The organism is Bradyrhizobium sp. CIR18 (assembly GCF_014198295.1).
GTDB lineage: Bacteria > Pseudomonadota > Alphaproteobacteria > Rhizobiales > Xanthobacteraceae > Bradyrhizobium.
The window spans coordinates 42,152-61,922 of sequence record NZ_JACIHF010000016.1 but is presented as its reverse complement, the minus strand read 5'-3'; the positions used below and the strand labels follow the sequence as shown (position 1 = coordinate 61,922).

At 59.6% G+C, this 19,771-nt stretch carries 17 protein-coding genes; 8 read left to right on the top strand and 9 right to left on the bottom strand.

Features of this window, described 5'->3' with window-relative positions; translation table 11 throughout:
• Window positions 1–4 precede the first annotated feature (4 nt).
• The 7 genes from tssC to GGD65_RS33435 all read left to right on the top strand — a co-directional run bounded on the left by tssC (window position 5) and on the right by GGD65_RS33435 (window position 10,063).
• Window positions 5–1,507 carry a type VI secretion system contractile sheath large subunit gene (tssC, locus tag GGD65_RS33465; RefSeq protein WP_018318178.1) on the top strand — a complete coding sequence of 501 codons (1,503 nt, stop codon included), beginning with the start codon at window positions 5–7 and terminating at the stop codon, window positions 1,505–1,507.
• 50 nt (window positions 1,508–1,557) lie between these two features.
• Window positions 1,558–2,043 carry a type VI secretion system tube protein Hcp gene (locus GGD65_RS33460; RefSeq protein WP_018318179.1) on the top strand — a complete coding sequence of 162 codons (486 nt, stop codon included), beginning with the start codon at window positions 1,558–1,560 and terminating at the stop codon, window positions 2,041–2,043.
• Between the two features lie 145 nt (window positions 2,044–2,188).
• Window positions 2,189–2,737, top strand: coding sequence for a type VI secretion system baseplate subunit TssE (tssE, locus tag GGD65_RS33455; RefSeq protein WP_018318180.1), 549 nt, complete (start codon window positions 2,189–2,191; stop codon window positions 2,735–2,737).
• 1 nt (window position 2,738) lies between these two features.
• The gene (tssF, locus tag GGD65_RS33450) at window positions 2,739–4,706 is read left to right on the top strand and encodes a type VI secretion system baseplate subunit TssF (RefSeq protein ID WP_183238027.1); all 1,968 of its coding nucleotides are present in this window, start codon (window positions 2,739–2,741) and stop codon (window positions 4,704–4,706) included.
• Window positions 4,670–5,734, top strand: coding sequence for a type VI secretion system baseplate subunit TssG (gene tssG, locus GGD65_RS33445; RefSeq protein ID WP_183238026.1), 1,065 nt, complete (start codon window positions 4,670–4,672; stop codon window positions 5,732–5,734). The genes tssF and tssG overlap by 37 nt, the downstream gene beginning before the upstream one ends.
• A 97-nt stretch (window positions 5,735–5,831) precedes the next feature.
• A complete protein-coding gene (gene tssH, locus GGD65_RS33440; protein WP_183238025.1) occupies window positions 5,832–8,471 on the top strand; it encodes a type VI secretion system ATPase TssH in 2,640 nt (879 codons plus the stop codon).
• Between the two features lie 5 nt (window positions 8,472–8,476).
• Window positions 8,477–10,063 (top strand): class I SAM-dependent methyltransferase, encoded by a 1,587-nt coding sequence (locus GGD65_RS33435; RefSeq protein WP_183238024.1) that lies wholly within the window; start codon window positions 8,477–8,479, stop codon window positions 10,061–10,063.
• 231 nt (window positions 10,064–10,294) lie between these two features.
• On the opposite strand, the gene GGD65_RS41250 is transcribed toward GGD65_RS33435, so the two are convergent.
• The 9 genes from GGD65_RS41250 to GGD65_RS33390 all read right to left on the bottom strand — a co-directional run bounded on the left by GGD65_RS41250 (window position 10,295) and on the right by GGD65_RS33390 (window position 18,435).
• Window positions 10,295–10,483, bottom strand: a complete 189-nt coding sequence (locus GGD65_RS41250) for a matrixin family metalloprotease (protein WP_409362776.1) — start codon at window positions 10,481–10,483, stop codon at window positions 10,295–10,297.
• A complete protein-coding gene (locus tag GGD65_RS33425; RefSeq protein ID WP_183238023.1) occupies window positions 10,422–11,522 on the bottom strand; it encodes a hypothetical protein in 1,101 nt (366 codons plus the stop codon). Before GGD65_RS33425 ends, GGD65_RS41250 begins: the two co-directional genes overlap by 62 nt.
• Before the next feature lie 66 nt (window positions 11,523–11,588).
• Window positions 11,589–11,777 (bottom strand): hypothetical protein, encoded by a 189-nt coding sequence (locus tag GGD65_RS33420; protein WP_018318186.1) that lies wholly within the window; start codon window positions 11,775–11,777, stop codon window positions 11,589–11,591.
• A gap of 34 nt (window positions 11,778–11,811) precedes the next feature.
• Entirely contained in the window at window positions 11,812–12,840 is a 1,029-nt protein-coding gene (locus tag GGD65_RS33415; protein WP_246783498.1) for a hypothetical protein, read from the bottom strand.
• A gap of 526 nt (window positions 12,841–13,366) precedes the next feature.
• Window positions 13,367–14,314, bottom strand: a complete 948-nt coding sequence (locus GGD65_RS33410) for a hypothetical protein (protein ID WP_246783497.1) — start codon at window positions 14,312–14,314, stop codon at window positions 13,367–13,369.
• An 81-nt stretch (window positions 14,315–14,395) separates the two neighbouring features.
• Complete coding sequence (locus GGD65_RS33405) at window positions 14,396–15,004, bottom strand: hypothetical protein (RefSeq protein ID WP_312017761.1); 609 nt, start codon at window positions 15,002–15,004, stop codon at window positions 14,396–14,398.
• 591 nt (window positions 15,005–15,595) lie between these two features.
• Complete coding sequence (locus GGD65_RS33400; protein ID WP_183238022.1) at window positions 15,596–16,654, bottom strand: class I SAM-dependent methyltransferase; 1,059 nt, start codon at window positions 16,652–16,654, stop codon at window positions 15,596–15,598.
• Between the two features lie 86 nt (window positions 16,655–16,740).
• Window positions 16,741–17,025, bottom strand: a complete 285-nt coding sequence (locus GGD65_RS33395) for a hypothetical protein (RefSeq protein ID WP_183238021.1) — start codon at window positions 17,023–17,025, stop codon at window positions 16,741–16,743.
• Window positions 17,026–17,511: 486 nt separating this feature from the next.
• Window positions 17,512–18,435, bottom strand: a complete 924-nt coding sequence (locus GGD65_RS33390; RefSeq protein ID WP_183238020.1) for a LysR substrate-binding domain-containing protein — start codon at window positions 18,433–18,435, stop codon at window positions 17,512–17,514.
• Between the two features lie 485 nt (window positions 18,436–18,920).
• Between GGD65_RS33390 and GGD65_RS33385 the strand changes: the two genes are divergently transcribed.
• Window positions 18,921–19,739, top strand: coding sequence for an alpha/beta fold hydrolase (locus tag GGD65_RS33385; protein WP_183238019.1), 819 nt, complete (start codon window positions 18,921–18,923; stop codon window positions 19,737–19,739).
• Window positions 19,740–19,771 lie beyond the last annotated feature (32 nt).

Below are 19,771 nucleotides of genomic sequence, written 5' to 3'. Positions count from 1 at the left end.
GACCATGGCAAAAGAAGCTGGTCAGAAAGCAACCGTTACTCAGCTCGGGACCGTCGAGACTGACGAGTTCGCAACCCTGCTGAAGCAAAGCTTCAAGCCTCGCACCGAACGCGCGGCGACCGAAGTCGAGAACGCGGTATCAACGCTCGTCCAGGAAGCGTTGAAGGACACCAGCGTCATCAAATCCGACGTCCTCGACACCATCGAGGAGATGATCGCGCGGATCGACCAGAAGCTCACCGCGCAGATGAATGAGATCCTCCACGCACCGGAGTTCCAGGCGATCGAAAGCGCCTGGCGCGGTCTGCATTACCTCGTCTTCAATTCCGAGACGGACGCCAATCTCAAAATTCGCGTGATGAACGTCTCCAAGAGTGAACTCTATCGCAACCTCCGGCTCTATCCGGATGCCCGCTGGGATCAGAGCCCGCTGTTCAAGCAGGTCTACGAGTACGAATTCGGCCAGTTGGGTGGCGAGCCGTTCGGCTGCCTGATCGGAGACTACTACTTCAGCCATCTGCCCACCGACGTGCAGTTGATGCGCGATCTCAGCAAGATTGCCGGCGCGGCCCACGCCCCCTTTTTCGCCGGGGCCGAACCCACGCTGATGGGAATGGATTCGTGGACCGAACTGTCCAATCCGCGCGACATCGGCAAGGTGTTCGACACGCCGGAATATGCGGCTTGGAAGGGTCTGCGCGACCAGGATGACTCACGCTATCTCGGTCTCTGCATGCCGCGGGCACTGGGTCGCCTCCCCTACGGCGCCAAGTCCGAGCCTGTGGAGGAGTTCGCCTTCGAGGAAGAAACCGACGGGCATACCGGCGACAAATACGGCTGGATCAACGCCGCCTACGCGATGGCAGTCAATATCAACCGCGCCTTCAAGGAGTTCGGCTGGTGTACGCGCATCCGCGGTGTGCAGTCCGGCGGCGAGGTCATCAACCTGCCGACGCACACGTTCCCGACCGACGACGGCGGCGTCGACCTGAAATGCCCGACCGAGATCGCGATCAGCGATCGTCGTGAGCACGAACTTGCAAAGGCGGGCCTTATCCCGCTGATCCATCGCAAGAACACCGACAAGGCGGCCTTCATCGGTGCGCAGTCGCTCTACAAGCCGAAGAAGTATTTCGGCGAGAAAGGCGTGGATGCAACCGCGTCCGACAACTTATCGTCACGTCTGCCCTACATGTTCGCAGTGTCTCGCTTTGCGCACTATCTGAAGTGCATGGTTCGCGACAAGATCGGATCCATGAAGGAGAAGGATGAGCTGACGGTCTGGCTGCAGACCTGGATCAACGAATACGTTGATGCCAATCCAGCCCTGTCGTCAGAAGCTCAGAAAGCGCGCAAGCCGCTGGCCGCTGCGAAGGTTGAGGTCATAGCAAACGAGGAGAACCCGGGATACTACAACGCACGCTTCTTTCTCCGTCCCCACTTTCAACTTGAAGCGATGGACGTCGGCCTCAGCCTCGTCTCGCGCCTGCCGGGTCCGAGCTCCTGACGTCACGTCATCACGACCGTCAATATCAAGATTTTTGAGAGGACTATGCTATGGCTGTCGATATTTTCTTGAAACTCGATCCGATCAAGGGCGAATCGAAGGACGACAAACATCCTGACGAAATCGATGTCTTGAGCTGGTCTTTCGGCGAAAGCCAGACCGGTACATTCCACAGCGGATCCGGCGGCGGCGCCGGCAAGGTCAGCGTCCAGGATCTCCACTTCACGCACTTCGTCGACAAGGCCACGCCGGAACTGTTCAAGGTCTGCGCGAACGGCAAGCATATTGATACCGCGATCCTTACCGTTCGCAAGGCCGGCGAGAACCCGCTGGAATATCTCAAGATCGAGATGAAGCAGGTTCTGGTCACCAGCGTGTCGACCGGCGGGTCGCACGGCGAAGATCGTCTGACCGAGAACGTGAGTCTGAACTTTGCGAAGGTCAAGATGACTTACAAGACCCAGACGGAGAAGGGCGCCGCCGGCGCGTCGCCGACCTTCGGCTGGGACGTTCCTGCCAACAAGGAATGGGCTTGATCTACTGGTCCACGCCTGGCGCTGGTTAGCGATAACGGATAACCGTTGCCATGCGGCGCGATCCCGCCCACCCTTTTTGGCTCACCCGCTTGATCACGACAGGTCGCGCCGGACGCCAATTGCCCCGGCCGACATGGGGACCGGAATGACGCTTTCGCCAAAAAAGGATCGGCTTTCTCCACCGCTCATGCTAGCCTTTCGCGCGGCTCACGAGGCACGTGATGCGCGCAAGGAGCTCAATCTGCGCGACCAGTCCGGTGAACGGATCATCGCAGGCCGGCGCAGCACGGGACGCCATCCGATCTCGGAATCATTGCTGCGGCGCGAGGTCTCCCATGACCTCGAAACGCTCCTCAATACGATCGCTCTGGAATCGACGCTGGACATGACCGGCCGGGATTGCGTGCGAATGTCGATCCTGAACTATGGCTTTCCCGATATTGCCAATCGTTCGATCGATGAGGTCACGGACGATGAACTCAGCGACGCGCTGCGCGAGACCCTGACGACTTTTGAGCCGAGGCTCGATCGCAAGACAATCCGCGTCCGCCGCGACGGCTCGGTCGGCCCTGAGCAGCTCAAGCTGCGCTTCATCGTTCAAGCCGACATGAAAGCCGAACCGCTCAACGTTCCCGTGGAATTCGTCGCCGACGTCGAGCTCGACAGCGGCGATATTCAGATCAATCGACTTTAGCATGAACCGCGAATTTCTGGACTTCTACAATCGTGAACTGTCACTGCTATACGAGCAGGCGGGAGACTTCGCCGAGGAATTCCCCGGAATCGCGGAACGCCTCGGCGGACTGATCCGGGATCGCTCGGATCCGATGATCACCGGCCTGTTGGAGGGCGCCGCCTTTCTCGCCGCCCGCGTTCAGCTGAAGCTCAAGCACGAATTTCCGGAATTCACCGCAAACCTGCTCGAACAGCTGGTTCCGAACTATCTTGCCCCGACTCCGTCGGCCATGCTGGTCGCGGCGCAGCCACCGTATGCCGATCCGGCGCTGCGCGACGGCAAGAAGATCGCGCGCGGCGCGTATTTCGACACCACGTACCGAGAGAGAGAACGAAGCCTCGCCTGCCGATTTCGACTTTGCCGCGACATCGTGCTCTGGCCGTTCGACCTCAGCGGCGCCGAATACTTTTCGACAGCCGGCGCACTGGAGGCACTCGGGATACCGGTCGGCGGCGATGTTATAGCGGGACTGAGATTGTCGTTGACCCACCGTACCGCGGCCCGGCTCGATGAGGAACCGCCCGACACCGAGGCCCGGACCAAACCGGAAACCTGGTTTGCAGGCTGCCGCGTGGGCGAGCTCCCGATCTACCTCTCCGGCGCGGAGTCAGATTCCATCGCGCTTTACGAGCAATTGATCTCGAATTGCAGGGGTGTCTACTTCCGCCATCTCGACCACTTCGGCGATCCCGTGGTGACGCGTGCGCCGCTCGACTGCGTTCAACAGATCGGCTTCGATGAGAACGAGTCGCTGTTTCCCAACGATAATCGGATATTCCGAGGCTCGGAGCTGCTGCGGGAATATTTCGTATTTCCACGCAAGTTCCTTGGGGTCAACCTGACCGGACTGCGCAGTGTGATGCCGCAGCTGCGCAGCAAGTCGATCGACATCGTCTTCGCTTTCGATGAACACAATTCGCGGCTTGCCGCCGCGGTGCGTCCCGACAACTTCAAGCTCTATACTGCGCCGGCGATCAATCTGTTCGAGAAGACGAGCGATCGCATCCCCGTCAAATCGAATACCCACGAATACCACGTGGTGCCCGATCGTGGTCGCTATCTTGAATACGAACCGCACCAGGTGATCGAAGTCTACGCGCATCTTCCGGCGGAGAAGGACAAGCGGCTGGTGCGCCCGCTGTATTCGGCTGCCGTCGACCCGACCAAGGGGTCGGTCGAGGGTCTCTATTTCACCGTCCGCCGCCTGCCTCGACGCCGCACAATGGAGGAGAAGACGTATGGCTCATCGTCCGACTACACCGGGACGGACATGTTCCTGTCACTGCTCGAGCCCGGTGAGCTGAGCGGAGAAAACCCCGTTGCCGAACTCAGCGTCCGGGCGCTGTGCTCCAATCGGCACCTCACGGAGCACCTGCCGGTTGGCCACGGCGGCGCCGACTTCCGCCTGCTGGATGATACGTCCCTCGATCTGGTGTGCGTCGCCGGTCCCACACGTCCACGGGAGCCGGTGGTGGCTCAGTTGCGCAGCCGCAGCGAGATCGCCAATAGCGGAGTTGTCAGTTGGCGGCTGATCAACATGCTGAGCCTGAACTACCTTGGCCTTGTCGAGCGTGGTGGCGGCAAGAACGCCGGGGCGCTGCGCGAAATGCTGTCTTTGTTCGCCGACCAGTACGACGAAGCCACGGAACGTAAGATCCGCGGCGTGCGCTCGATCGAAAGCCGGCCGGTGGTGCGGCGGGTGCGAGAGCGCACGGGTAGCGGCGCAGCGCGCGGGCTGGAGATCACCGTCGTACTCGACGAGAAGGCTTTCGAGGGGAGCGGCGTGTTCTTGCTTGGAGCCGTACTGGAGCGATTCTTCGCCGACTATTCGGGCTTCAACACGTTTACCCAGACAGTCATCTCCACGCCGGAGCGCGGCGAGATCATGCGGTGGCAACCGCGCATGGGCACGCGGAGACCGTTGTGACGCTGATCGACCAGATGAAGTCCGAACCCTGGCGGTTCGATTTCTTCAATACGCTGCGCCAGCTGGAGCGAGCCAACCGGGATCGACCGCGGATCGGTGACAGCGCCGCTCGCCGCGAGGAGTATGTCGACCTCGGTCAGGTGCCCTATCTGGAGTTCCCCGCCTCCAATCTTGCAGCGGTCGACGATCAGGACGGCCGGCTCAGGATACTCGTCAAGTTTCTGGGTCTGCTCGGGCCCCAGGGCGCGCTGCCGCTTGCCACCACGGATGAAAGTCTCAGCTGGTGGCTGATGCGGGATGACGCTTTCCCGCGATTTCTCGACCTGCTCAACGGGCGCTTCCTGCAGCTGTTCTTTCGCGCCTGGGCCGATGCGCGGCCGATCGCGCAGCACGATCGGCCGGCAGAGGATCGCTTCATCGCCTATGTCGGCTCCTTCGCGGGCCTAGGCTCCGACGTCTTCGCCAATCGGGACACCGTACCGGACATGGCGAAGCTCGGCTTCGCCGGGCTTATCGCCCCAAGGGCGAAGTGCGCGTCACGGCTGACGCGGTTCCTGCAGGGGCTGTTCGATGTCAAAGTCGAGATCGACGAGTTTGTCGGCACCTGGCTCGCGTTCGACCCAAGTCACTGCAGCCGGATCGGGCAGGCACATGCCAGCCTCGGTAGAGACGCCCTTCTCGGCTCACGGGTGTTCAGCGTCGAGGACAAGATCAGGGTTCGGGTCTTCGTCAAGAATTTTGCTCAATACGAGCAGTTTCTGCCGACCGAAAGCCGCAACTTGTCGGAGCCGCTGGCGGACGCCGTCTTCTTTTATATCGGCGACGAATTGGAGTGGGAGGTTGAACTCGCCATTCCAGCGGGAGAGGTCGCCCCGGTCAGACTCGGCCAGAGCGGACGACTTGGATGGACCACCTGGGTCTCGCCGAACTGGACGTCCACGGAAGAATATCGCCGCGATGCCCGCTTTCAGCTTGGCGAGCGCCTGAGGGCCCGTCGGAACAGCGCAGCGGATGCCGCGGCGATTTGAACCTATCGGCCGCCCCTGTCGTCCTAACATCATGGGATTCGAGGCAATTCCGCCAGGTGCGAGGCATCCGCGGAGCAATTGAGCAGGAGGGGCCGCCGTGACCGACATCAGCCTTGAAGCGGTAACCGGCAAACTGAACCGCGCTGGCTATGACGCCTTCATACAGGCTCTCCGCCACGCCAAAAGCGCCGGCAACCGCAACGTCGAGCTTGCGCACTGGCTCTTTCATATCCTGCAGCAGGACCGCACCGACCTTAGCCTCTCGGTCGACCATTACAAGCTCGACCGGTCACGGTTGCTGTCGGACCTTGCTGGCGTGATCAACGGCTTCCGCAAGAACGAAACCGATATGCCGGGCGTCGCCAATCCGGTCATCGATCTTCTCGATCGCGGCTGGCACTACGCCACGCTCTTCTTCGGCGAAACCCAGATCCGCACCGGCCATCTGCTGGTGGCCGGGCTCAAGTCGAATGACATCCGCCGCACGCTGAACAACCTCTCCCAGGAATTTGCAAAGGTGAACGTCGACGCATTGGCCGCGGAGCGCCGCGCCGTCTGGGCCGGCTCCGACGAGGAATCCATGCGTCCGATGGACGGCTCGGGGCTGGTCGGCGCCGGTCCCGAGGGCGCGGATCAGGCAAGCACCAAGGGGACGACGCCGCTCGACCGGTTCTCGCAGGATCTCACAGCCAAGGCCAAGTCGGGCGAGATGGACCCGATCCTGGGTCGGGACGAAGAGATCCGCCAGCTGATCGACGTTCTGATGCGGCGGCGACAGAACAATCCGATCCTCACGGGCGAAGCCGGCGTCGGCAAGACGGCCGTGGTCGAGGGATTCGCCCAGCGAATCGCCGCCGGCGACGTGCCGCCACCGCTACGCGGTGTCAGGCTCTGCGCGCTCGACATCGGCCTGATGCAGGCCGGCGCCTCGATGAAGGGCGAATTCGAGCAGCGGCTGCGCTCGGTGATCGATGAGGTGCAGAGTTCACCGACCCCTATCATCCTGTTCATCGATGAAGCCCACACACTGATCGGCGCCGGCGGCGCAGCCGGCACCGGTGATGCAGCCAACCTCCTGAAGCCTCCCCTCGCCCGTGGCACGCTACGCACGATCGCCGCCACCACGTGGGCTGAGTATCGCCAGTACATCGAGAAGGATCCCGCGCTCACGCGGCGCTTCCAGCCGATCCAGATCGACGAGCCTGACGTCGAGACCTGCTGCGTGATGCTACGGGGCCTTCTCGGCCCGATGGAAAAGCACCACGGTGTTCGCATCTCCGATGCTGCAATCGTTGCAGCCGTCAACCTCTCGCACCGCTACATTCCCTCTAGACAGCTACCGGACAAGGCCGTCAGCCTGATCGACACCGCTTCCGCCCGCGTGGCGATCAGCCAGAGCGCGACGCCGGCCTTGATCGAGGATACGCGCGTCGCGATCACCGCTCGCGAAGCTGAGAAATCGGCGCTGGTCAACGACAGCGACCTGGGCATCGAGGACAGCGAGCGCGTTGCCGCGATCGACAGCGATATCGCAACCCTGAAGCACAAGTTGACGAACCTCGAGGGCGACTGGGCCAAGGAGCAGGAGCTGGTCAAGGACATCCGCAGCATTCGTGACATCCTGTCCGAACCCAAGGAAGATCAGGATCCGGCCGCCAAGCGCGCGGAGCTGCGCGGCAAGTTCGAGACGCTAGAGGGCATCAATCCGGAAAAACGGATGGTCTACGCCCATGTGGACCAGCAGTCGGTGGCGTCCGTGGTGTCCGACTGGACCGGCATCCCTGTCGGCCGGATGATACGGGACGAGATCGAAACCGTGCTGAAGCTGCCGGAGATCCTCAACCGCCGCGTCGTCGGCCAGTCCCATGGCTTGACGATAATCGCCAAGCGAATTGAGACCAGCCGTGCCAAGCTGGACAACCCGTCGAAACCGATCGGCGTGTTCATGCTGGCCGGACCGTCCGGGGTTGGTAAAACCGAAACCGCCCTGGCGCTCGCCGAAACCCTCTACGGCGGCGAGCAGAACATGATTACGATCAACATGTCGGAGTTCCAGGAGGCGCATACCGTCTCGACCCTCAAGGGAGCGCCTCCCGGCTATGTCGGGTATGGCGAAGGCGGTCGCCTCACGGAGGCTGTCCGGCGCAAGCCCTACAGTGTCATCCTGCTCGACGAAGTGGAGAAGGCCCATCCCGACGTCCACGAGATCTTTTTCCAGGTGTTCGACAAAGGAGTCATGGAGGACGGCAACGGGCGACGAATCGACTTCAAGAACACCTTGATCATCCTGACCACCAACGTCGGCACCGATCTGATCATGGCGCTTTCGCGCGATCCGAAGTATCGCAATGAGCCGGAAGAACTCGCCAAGATGCTGAGGCCGGAATTGCTCAAGGTATTTCCTGCCGCGCTGCTTGGGCGCATCGTCTCGATCCCCTACTTCCCGCTCTCGGACGAGATGCTCGCCGGCATCGCCCGGCTGCAGCTCGACCGCATCGGACGGCGACTGCGCGACAATCACAACGCGGCCTTCAGCTACGACGATGCAGTCGTGGAGCACATCGTGTCACGCTGCAACGATCCGGACTCCGGCGGACGCATGATCGACAACATCATCACCAATACCCTGCTGCCGGAGCTGTCGCGCGAGTTCCTCAGCAAATCGCTTGCGAAGGAAGAGATCAGGCAGACACGCGTCTCGATCGCGGACGACAAGTTCGCATATTCGTGGAGCTGAGCGCGATGAACATTCAGTCGGAGCATCGCCAGCCCGTTACCGGCCCCACACCGTATGACGAGGTCTACTACCCCGGCCACGTCTACGGGCTCACCCACCCCAATCATCTCGCAACGATCGCCACCGTTTACGGCATGCAGCCTGCTCCGGTCGAGCATTGTCGGGTACTGGAGCTCGGCTGCGGCGTTGGCGGCAACCTGTTGCCGATGGCCTTTCAATATCCGGACAGTGAATTCGTCGGCGTCGACCTGAGCGGCGTGACGATCGCGCGCGGCCAGCAGAATATCGCGACCTTGGGTCTGAACAACATCAAGCTTCTGCACTGCGACATCATGAATGTCGACACAAGCTTCGGGAAGTTCGACTACATCATTGCGCACGGCGTTTACTCCTGGGTACCGCCCCACGTGCGCGAGAAGATGATGGCGATCTTCAAGCAAAATCTGGCGCCGCGCGGGGTCTGCTATGTCAGCTACAATGCGCACCCATTCTCCCATCTTCGCGACATGGTCCGCGACATGATGCGGTATCACACCCGCCGCCTCACCGGCATGAAGGAGAAGGTCGGACAGGCCCGCGCGATCCTGAAGTTCCTGAGCGAGGGCTCCAAGGCCAACACGGTGCACGGCGCGATCATGCGGGACCAGTACAATCGTGTGCTCAAAGCTCCGGACGAATTGTTGTTTCACGACGACCTCGACGACGACGCAACCGCCTTCCTGCTGCACGAGGTCGCCGAGGATGCCGGCCGCCACGGCCTGCAGTATCTCGGCGATTCTCATTTCGCGCGCCGCTATCTCGCCGGCCATTCCGAGGAGGTCCGCGCCACGCTGCAGCGCTTCCCGGAGAGCGAGTTCATGGCACGCGACCAGTATCAGGACTTTGTCGACGGCAACGGCTTCCGTCGTACCTTGTTCTGCCACGACGACGTTTCCGTCAACCGGCAGATCGACGTGGATTTCGTCAGGCGATATCACCTCCTGAGCACGACCAGCCCGCTCGATCCCGAGGCCTGCCTGACCGACGATTCCCCGATGGAGTTCGAGAACCACGACGGCAGCAGGATTACAGTGACCAATCCGATTCTGAAGGCCGCACATTTGTGCCTCGGCCGAGCCTGGCCGCGGGCGCTGTCATTCAGTGAGCTGCTGGATGGTGCGCGCGCGCTGCTGGACGGCCGCCGAGCCAATGATGACGAACGGGCACTGACGGATGCGATGTACATCCTGGCCTGCAGCGGCGAGGTCTCCTTCCTGGTCTCGCCGCCTTTCCTCTTGAAGGAAGTTACCGACCACCCGCAGGCGAGCTTGCTGGCCCGCAAGCAGTCGCAGACAGGTCCGCTGGTCACCAACCTGCTCCACCAAACGGTACAGTTGGAGGACGACCGGACGCGGTATTTCCTGCAACTGCTCGATGGCGCTCGTACCATAGACCAGATCACGGCCGAAATGACTGATGCATTCGGGTCGACCATCCGGATCGAACAAAAGGACAAGGACGGAAGCCCTGCCGAGCCGCTGTGGCTGTCAACCCGAGAGAGCGTCGAACGCTCGCTTGCGATGGTTAGCAAGCTGGGCTTGTTGGTCGCGTGATGCGATAGCGATCAAACTGAAGACGACGGCGCCAGACTACCGCAATGGACGACGAGATACGCGCCTGACCTTCCGAGCTTGGAATTTTACCGGGCGCCGTTTGTGCGGCCTTACCGAACGTCTCCCGTATTTAGCTGCCTTGTTCTGGCGATGTGCTACATTGCCTCCGTTCGGGCAGTTGAGCGTGATCTGACCGCCTGTACTATTGCTGCATCAAAGGTAGGCGTGTCGTCACGATGGGAGCTGGACCAGTGTCTCGCATGGGATGATTATATTATTCAACTGAACGGCCGGGTTCATCAGGAACACTGTGTTGTTCTTTGTCGTGATGTGGCCCAGACCAAGGGCATGCCCGATCTCATGCGCGGGCACAATATTGGTGTTCACGCTTCCCGGCGTTGCGGGATTGAACCATAGCATTCGATTGCCGGGATCGCCGCCCGGCAATGTTCGAGTCTTGGTCATCGATGATTTGTGTTGAAATGAACATGGTGATCGCCGCAGGATTGGTGACGAGCGACTTGAGATCGTCAAATCGGAAATCCTGTGCCGTAGTCAATGGACCGAAGCCGGAGCGGATGCTAAGCTTCTTGTTCGGATCTATCGGCACTACCCGGCCTTCGGTGGTCACGGCATCGACGATTCGGCTTGTGCCAGATGTGAACGTCAGGTTTGACTGATTGTCGTAGATCCGACTGACGACGCTGGTAACGGCGCGCTGTGTAGCGATCATGAGGCCGTTGGCGAGCGTCGCCCGACCGAGATGGACCACGTCGATCGGAATCGAAAATGCCTTGCGCACCTGGAGGCGAACCGGGATCGGCCCCCTCTGGCCTTCGACGATTACGCTCAAGTCGGCATTACCCTCCAAACGTCCGATTACCGTGACGGTGTCGCTCGTTCGTTCGAGCATTTCCACCCTGGAACTCTCGAGGGCAAATCCCACCGCGGCGCCGTTTGTCCCTTTCAACTTCAGCTTCCGCGTCTTGCCTATCGGAACCATCTGGCGAACCGGCGCAAGGCCGTCAAATGCCGACCATTCGTCGCCGCCCAGCCTGCGCCTTGCGGCGCTGAATCCGCGCGCATCACATGGCCCGAATATCGGACCGTCCGGCGTAATCGTTACGTTCACGTCGAGCCCGCCGCCCTTGCGACGGTTGAACATCAGACGCATGCGCTTGATCGTATTCTTTTCGGGGTCGACGCGACCGTCGTGCAGCAGGCCAGTTTGGGCATTCTGAAACACGAGTATCGCGTCGATCACCGGCTCCATGGCTTCCGGCGTGTTGGTCAGATCGTTGATATCGAGCGTTCCATCGCCGCCGCCGTCCTGGGGCGCGATGCCGTTCAACAGCGTCTTGATCACGAAGATATCGTCCGGCTGGTTCGAACCCTTGAGGCCAACGGATTCCGCGATGGAGAAGCCGATCAAGTTGATGGGTTTCAGGTTGATCGCCATGATACGCTCCTCCCATTGATCTCCGGACCAGGCGCCTTGCGCGCTTTCCGATGGGTCTCATTGGGGCTATTGAGGTTCAAAAGGCACGGCAGCGATCGCGGCGACTTCTCTTTCTACCGTCGCCGCACCGTTGAGTTGTGCGGCCACATCGACCGGGAGACCCAACAGTACTTGGCGGGCGGCGGCAGCGAAGCCCTCAATGCCGGCGATCGCGTCTTCAATCGTGATCTTGTTGGCTTGCCCGCCTCTGACCAAACTGCGGCATCAAACAGCATCACTGCCTGAGCCTTCAACTCGGCTCAACCCAATGGGAAGGATTCGAGACGTACATAGTTCCTCGCGTTAAGAAAGCGGACAACTCAAGTCCCAAACCTAAAAACGGCAGGTCGAGCACAATGACGCCCGAGCCCTTGGCTGCCTCGAGTCCTCCGTAGAGCGTGTGGAGTGCATTTCTCACGTTCTGAAGCAAGCCAACAGCCGTAAAGGCGTTTCGCGCATTTAGCGTGGGCGCCACGTACTTACCGTTTTTCAAGCCATCGATGAAGTACTTGCTGTGATGGATTGATTGTAGTGCCGATTTCGAGATTAGCTTCTCGGTGAATGCGACATTGACGCCCCAGTCATTTAAGGGTTCACGGTGCAATTCGTACGGAACGCGGAAACCAAAGCCGATAACAGCAACGGCCCCTCCGCTGCCTCCAAGACCCAGTCCCCATCGACTGCTGACAATCTGGAGATCAAAAGTCTCCAAATCTCCTAAGTTCACGACGTACGCGGTAGTGCTCTCGATGCCGCCGATCAACAACTGTCCGCCAGACTTAACACCGAAGCCAAGCCAACGCTTGAAGAATTTGCGTTCCGCCGGATAATATTGAGGTCTCGATTGTGGCGGCGGTGGTGGCGGAGGAAGAGGTGGAGGTGGTGGGTTTGGTTTGTTCCACACTGAGATGATGACACCACGCCAGCTTTCGTCTTCCACCCCATCCATTTCACCCGCATACATGGCCGCGCGCTCCCCTTTCGCCACCTCGAGCGCAACTTTGAAATTGTTGGGCGCTTCCTTGCGAAGCAAATCAATCACGGCCCGCAGCCTGTTCTGCGACAATTGCATGTTGAAATCGTCGCTGCCGGTACGACTCGCAAGGCCTATAATGGTAAGGCTTCCTCCGCCCCGTAATTTCGGAGCGACGACACTGATCAGCCAACTGGAATGTTCCGGCTTTATGGCGAACTTGCCGACTTCAAAGTTGAATAACTTCGCCGCAATCGCATTTAGTGCCTGCGATCCGTACTCCTGGATTTTCCCGGGTGATGCCATGTTGTTTATCTCCCTACAGAGAGACCGCCTTCGAGACGGTAGAACTCAGATTGCAAGATCCGCGTATTGATGGGTCGCCCTGGACGTTATGGCGGTTCATCGTCGCCCTCAGAGACCACGTCAGCTACTTGAAGGTGCCATCGACACCGTCGAAGCTGGTGATGGCGAAGCGAAAAGGCACTCCGTGGTTTTGAGCGGAATGAGCGTACGCGGCGTTGACTTCATCGCGATGTCGCAGCGAAGCCATTCGGTATCGCCTGCATCGCGAGAGGACCTACCGAACAGGCCGCAGCATGTCGCCTTTTGGCCCCTTCGACGAACCGGTGCCTCGGCTAACGAGCGTCCGTTCATCGAGGTATGGCGGACGACATTTGCCCAGGTTGAGTTCTTTGCAGTCTGACCCAAAGGAGAAATTCAACGCCTGGAGTTGCAGCTTCTATGTGATCTTCGGAATGTTAGCCGGGAAAGTCGCGGAACTCCTTGACGAGATTGAACGGAATTTTCCACCCGGCGCCTCCCCCGCGCATCAGCATCTTGATGTCTTCCGCCCTGTTTCTTTTCCGGTTTTTGGATCGGTCTTCACCGTGTGGCTGTCCCAAGGTTTGCTCGCGCTCTTCGAGTAGTAGCCGAGAAAATGTCCGGCTTCATGGGCAGACGTGTTCGGCCCGCGTTGTGAGCTTATGAAGGCAAGGTCTAACGATCGAGCAAACGATCCATTGGGAGACGAGCCATTGGACCAAAGCTTATCGACACAGAAAATGGTTAGATGGGCGCCCTTAACTTTGTATTTGACGAAGAAGCTCTTCAGTTTCTCGACCTCGATCACATCGGGAAAGGCCGCTAGGCTCGCGTCCTTCATGGCAGCGGCATTGGCGAGCTCCTGCTTGAGGGCAGCCTGCGAGTCGTCGATGACCAGCCAGTCGCTTGGCATCGGCTCGAAGCGGATGTTGGCCTGCGGCCATATACTGTTGATCGTCAGCAATTCATCTTGTTCGTTGCAGGGCTTCTTGGTGTGAAACGCCGGAGTACCGCCGATCCCCGGAACCATGACGTTGCGGAACGCCACCTTGATCTTGATTTCTGGCAGCACGGCCACATGGAGCCTGGCTTCGATCTTCCGGCCAGCCGACCGAGCCACCACCTCCAGGCCGGGAAAGCCAATCGGCTTAATCCGGCCATTGATTTCGAAGAACCGTGCATCGCCGTTGAAGGTGGCAGGAAGTGACGCCGCCCTGAGCTGCGGATCGATATCGGGTTCGGAGAAGGTGTCTCTGGCTTGCACTACGCGTCTAAGGGTATCGGCGCCATCGATCTCCTTGATCCCGAGGGCATGGGGGTTGGGATCGACTTTGAGCTTTCTTCCGGTGTCGATCAGCGCCACGATGTTGGAGCCCCCGAACGGCACTACCATGCCCGGCGGGCTGCGGCGCTCATCGATGCCGGAGCGGCGGAAGACCTCTTGAAAGGCGGCCATGTCTAGTTCTCCTGTCCTCGTCCGGTCCGACAACGGGATATTCGCGCGCGGAAATGAGAGCCTCCGTCCTGTGGGAAGTGGCTAGATCGTCCCGCCGCCGGCGAAGATTTCGACGACCACGGCGCGATTGGCGGCCCTGTTCATCACGGTCGTGTTGTCCTTCAGATACTCGTAGTGTGAAGCGGGCTTGACGGAGAAGACGCGCGAGCCCGCGCTTGGGCCGAACAGGTGAAAGACGTTCCTGGCCCGGCCCGTGCGCAGGAAGATGTTGTTCCGTTCGCCCCCGGCGCTGTCGCTGTATCCGACGATCTGAAACTGCAACGACTTGTCGGTCTCGAAGCGGATGAGCTGCGCTGCCAACAACGGATCGCGCTTGGCAACGTTCTTGAGATGCCGCCAGTCGACGCCGAAATCCCAGATGATGAGATATTGGCAGATGCCGGCCGGCGGGACCAGACTGACGTCTACACCGAGATGGCCGACCTCGGTGCGGGACGTCGCGACTTCATTGGCCAAGTAGGGAAAGACGGCGGTGCTGTGAACCTTGGCAAGTGGTGAGCACTGCGGTTGCATCGCCATATTCGGCATCTGTTCCACCGGGCCCGGCGGCGTGTATTGCGGCGGTGGCCGCGGCGCGCGTCCCATGGCCATTTCTCCCATTGCTGGCGTGTCCTGCCCAAAGCCGAGCACTGGAGCGAGCCTCGGTTCCCACCACGACTATGACTAGTAGTAACGCGAGCGGTCGGGGAAGTTCAGAGGCAAGGTGCGGGGGCCTCAACAGTTATTTGGGGCGATGCGCAGCATCGAGCTACTGTTCCGATGCTGACGGATCATTCTCTCGGTATCATTCCGGGGCGCCCGAAGGGCGGCGGCTGCTTGCCCATCGAGTCAACCAAGATGAACGGTTCTCTGATACGGTCGAGCGGCTGCCACTCTCAAAATCTAACTTAACCTTGTCCGCTAATCGGATGCTCCGGCCATGCTCCTGCTCAGGAGAGCCCATCCTCATTCGTCGCTTGTACGAGGGCCAGACGGGACTCGAAATCCAGGATTTTAATGCCCGGGACTCGTAATCCTGCTGAATCTGCTCATTTCAGATTTCATCGGCCACCTTGAATTACTTTTTCGAGCGAGTGGACTCGAACTGCCGTTAAAAGCACACTGTCGCCGTTACGAAAAAAGCGATGCAGATAGGCCGGGCCCGGCCCTAGATGAGCCTTGGGCTATCTGCACCCCTCGCGCCCACGTGGCGTTTGCCACGCGGGGCGCACTGTTGCAGTGCTATGGACGAGCCTCAAGGATCAAGTTGAACGGAGTTTCGGCAGCGCGGCGGAACCTCGTAAAACCGGCCTGCCGGGCCACCTCTCGCAATCTTGCCTCGCCAGCCTGAGCGCCGAGCGCCAAGCCCACTTCTTGGTCGAGAGATGCTGGCGTGCAGATCATGGTCGAAGCTGCGTAATAGATGCGCCCGATCGGATTAAGATTATCCTCAAGCCGGTCATTCGCGAACGGCTCAACCAGCATGCACGTTCCGTCCGGAGCCAAGGTCTCGTGCACATGTTTGAGAGCACCCACGGGATCGCCCATGTCATGGAGGCAATCGAAGAAGCAGATCAGATCATAAGCGTTGCCGGGATAGCTCTTCGCTGAGTGGACATCGAACGTGACGCGGTCTGATAAACCCGCTTCTTTCGCGCCAAGCCGTGCGGCCTCGATTGAGCCCTCGTGGTAATCGACCCCGAAGAAGCGGGAATTCGGGAAGGCTTGCGCTATGAGCCGAGTGGACACGCCGTGGCCGCAGCCGACATCGGCTACTTTGGCCCCGCGCTTCAGTTTTTCCATGACACTGTCGAGTGCAGGTAGCCACTCCTGCACCAGATGATGATTGTAGGGAGTTCGAAAAAAGCGCGCGGTGCCACAGAACAAGCATTCGCTACGCCGGTTCCAGCCAACGCCTCTGCCGCTCTTGAACGCGTCCGTAATTTTTGGCTCATCCAAAAACGTGGCGGCAACCACGTTGCCGACGGCACCCAGGAAAACAGGACTGTCTTCATTGGCTAGAGCGAGCACCTGCTCGGGCTGCATCGAGAATTTTTTGTTCTCCGGATCATATTCCACGTAGCCGGAGGCGGCCTGAGTTGCGAGCCACTCCCGAACGTAACGTTCCGTAGTACCTGTCGCTTGCGCGAGCTCCGTCGAATTCATCGCCCCCCGCTCGGCGAGGGCCTTGTAGAGCCCGAGTTTATCGCCGAGCAGCATGAGCGAGGCGTTCATAGCTGCACCGAGATCTCCGATCATTTTCCCCATGAGAAGATTGAGGCGTTCTTCGTCGACTTCCATGATGTTCCTCCCATGCAATCGTCACTCTCGAAAGGCAGTCAATTGGGAGACACGGGCCGCCTTTTTGCCGCGCCCAAACACGCAATTCATCGTGTCGGAGCCGAAGGCGGCCCAAAAAGCCAGTCCACGTTCCATTGCAGAGGAGCAGGTCGTAGCTGGCAACCTGTTTGCGCGCGGGCGAGCTTCGGTTTGCTCGGTCCGGCACTTCCAACTGTGTTTTCCATCGCAAGATGAAATGGACCCGGAATAGAAGCAGCGATGCCTGCCAAAATGGGCTGACCCAATGATGTCCCTGCGATCGTGATTGTCACCACAGATATGACGATTACGAACACATCAGTCACGATGCGCTTCGAAACTTGCTTCGTCATGAGTTGAGCCCTCACAACCGAATTGAAGTACGTGCGCAGTTACAATTTAGTTCGTACGAAAATGGGTATGTGAACGGATACTCACCGCTCGCGGCGGATCATCGCTTTAATAAGCTGGCAGTGAGCAACAGTGTAGCAGCGATCCATACCTATGAGCCAATTTTGTCCCGGTTCCTGAATCCGTTGATGCCACGGATCTATCTCTAGTAACGATGCAGCAAAGGTGCACCTTTTATTAGCGTGGCGTGGGCGACTACGCCAGTCGATCAGGAGTGCGACGCAGCAGCGTTTTCGCGCGGCTGGTGCATTCTGCTAAGCAACCGCACCGCCGACGCGCAGCTGAGCAGTTTAAAAGCTCTGTTTAAGCAATTGGCCGACATGGATCGCAGTTGCCTTGCGCTGTCCTCTTTAGAGAGCTGAGCGGAACACGGTCATAGATCTGTCGATGGCAGCCTTTGACCCAAAGCGGAAGTTTACCAACGCCAGCTACTGAGCTTCAACGTACCGGATGATGCTCTGATTCTGGACGTTCGCGACCAATTCATCCGTGCGGGATAAAAGCCGACGCAGCAAGGCCGACGGATTTGCCTGATTGTATCCCAAGGCCAAATCGACTGTTGGAGTGCCGCCCTCAAGCGCTCTGGCGACGACGTTCGGTGCAAGCATGTTCTGCGCATAGAGTGGGACGAGGCTAATTCCGCCCGTGGAGGCCACGAGCGACATGGCCGATGATATGTTTTCACCTTCATACTTCGCCTTGAGGGTAATGCCGACTCGGGATGCGTAGTTCTGTATGACATCTTGCAAGACAGGCGATGTTCTTGCCGAGCTGACGTAGATCTCGCGGGCGAGATCCTGCGGGCGAATCTTCTTCCGTGACGCCAGGCGGTGTTCGGCCGGCAGCACGGCAATTAAGGGCTCCTTTGCCAATATCTTGAAAACGACGCCGTCGTTGTCTTTTTCCGGACGAAGGAAAGCGATGTCCAGCTTTCCCCGCATCAATGCCAGTGCGAGTTCTGGCGAAGATTGCGTACTGAGCGTCACTTCGACATCGGGTGCTTCCTCGCGGAGCATACGCAGCAGCTGAGGGAGCCACATCACCTCCAGCCCGACGAGAAAACCCATCGAAAGGACGGGCCGTTGCGGTCGCGCTGTTTGCCGGGCGCCCTCCGTCGCGGCCTCAACCTGCAGCAGCGCCAGCCGCGCGTGATCAAGAAATATCCTTCCGGCGGCCGTCAGCGTCACGCCTCGCGCCTGGCGTTCCAATAGTTGGACGCCGACTTCGGCTTCTAGATCGCGAATTTGCCGGCTCAGCGACGGCTGGGAGGTGTTCAGTCGCCGCTCGGCGGCGTTCAGCAGGCTGCCTTCTTCAGCGACGGCAACGAAATAGCGCAGGTGCCGGAGCTCCATGATCCCTCGTATGTCTTCCAGGCATAGCTTGAAGCCTACAAGGTCTTGGTCAGGAGCCAAAGAGGGATTTACCGTTTCGTCGTCTTCAAACCAAGAAAAGGACAACGAACAATGTCTTCGCCGAAGCCTCGTATCGTCTTCAGCAAAGTGATCCCAGCACTCCAGGCCGATAGGCACGGCGTGATCGCAATGCGATATGGCCTCAACAATTCTGCAGCGCGATCGAGAGTGGTTTCCCTAATTTAGAGGGAAATGCGCGCGAATGCGCAAAAGCGGCGAATAGCGCCGCGCGGGATCCGCCGACAACGCGTCGGCGATCGGGTGTTGCCACGGCAAGGGCTCGCCGGCGAGGCCGCTGAACATCGTGTCTTTTGGAAAGCCATGGGGCGCGATCTGTGGCCTGATCAGCTCGGGCTCGCTTGCTTTCTTTAGACACCCGTCCGCAAACCTTTCATTAAATCCACTAGCGCAGATGGAGCACCTCGATGCCCAGGATCACGACGACAGACGGCGTAAAAATCTTCTACAAGGATTGGGGATCGGGTCAGCCGATCGTTTTCAGCCATGGTTGGCCGCTGACAGCGGACGACTGGGATGCCCAGATGACATTCTTCCTTCATCATGGGTATCGGGTGATCGCCCATGACCGGCGCGGCCACGGGCGATCCGACCAGCCCGGGACCGGCAACGACATGAACCATTGGGTTGCCGACCTCGCGGCTTTGACTGAGCATCTCAACCTGCGCGACGCGATCCACATCGGCCACTCCACAGGCGGCGGCGAGGTGGCTCGCTATGTCGCTCGGCACCAGGATCGCGTCGTGAAAGCGGCGCTGGTCGCTTCACTGACGCCAAACATGTACCGGAGCAAGGACAACCCGTCCGGTCAACCGCCGGAGTGGTTCGAGGCGATCCGGGCAGGTGTGTTGGGCAACCGGTCGGAGTTCTACCGTTTCGTCCCTGAGAATCCGTTTTACGGCTACAACCAAGAAGGGGCGAAGCCTTCGGAGGCGATCATTGCGAACTGGTGGCGCCAAGGCATGGCCGGCGGTGCCCTCGCTCATTACGCAACCGTCGACTCCTGGCTCGAAGATTATACCGAAGACCTCAAGAAGATCACCGTGCCGGTGCTGGTGATGCATGGCGAGGCTGATCAAGTCGTCCCGTTCGCAAGTTCAGTGCCGCGTGCGGTCGATTTACTTAAGAACGGGTCGCTGAAGACTTATGCCGGCTATCCCCATGGCATGCTCACCACGCATGCGGACGTCCTCAACCCCGACCTACTCGCGTTCGTCAGGTCTTGACCCGGCACCTCCCCTCCGTCATCGCCTTCCCG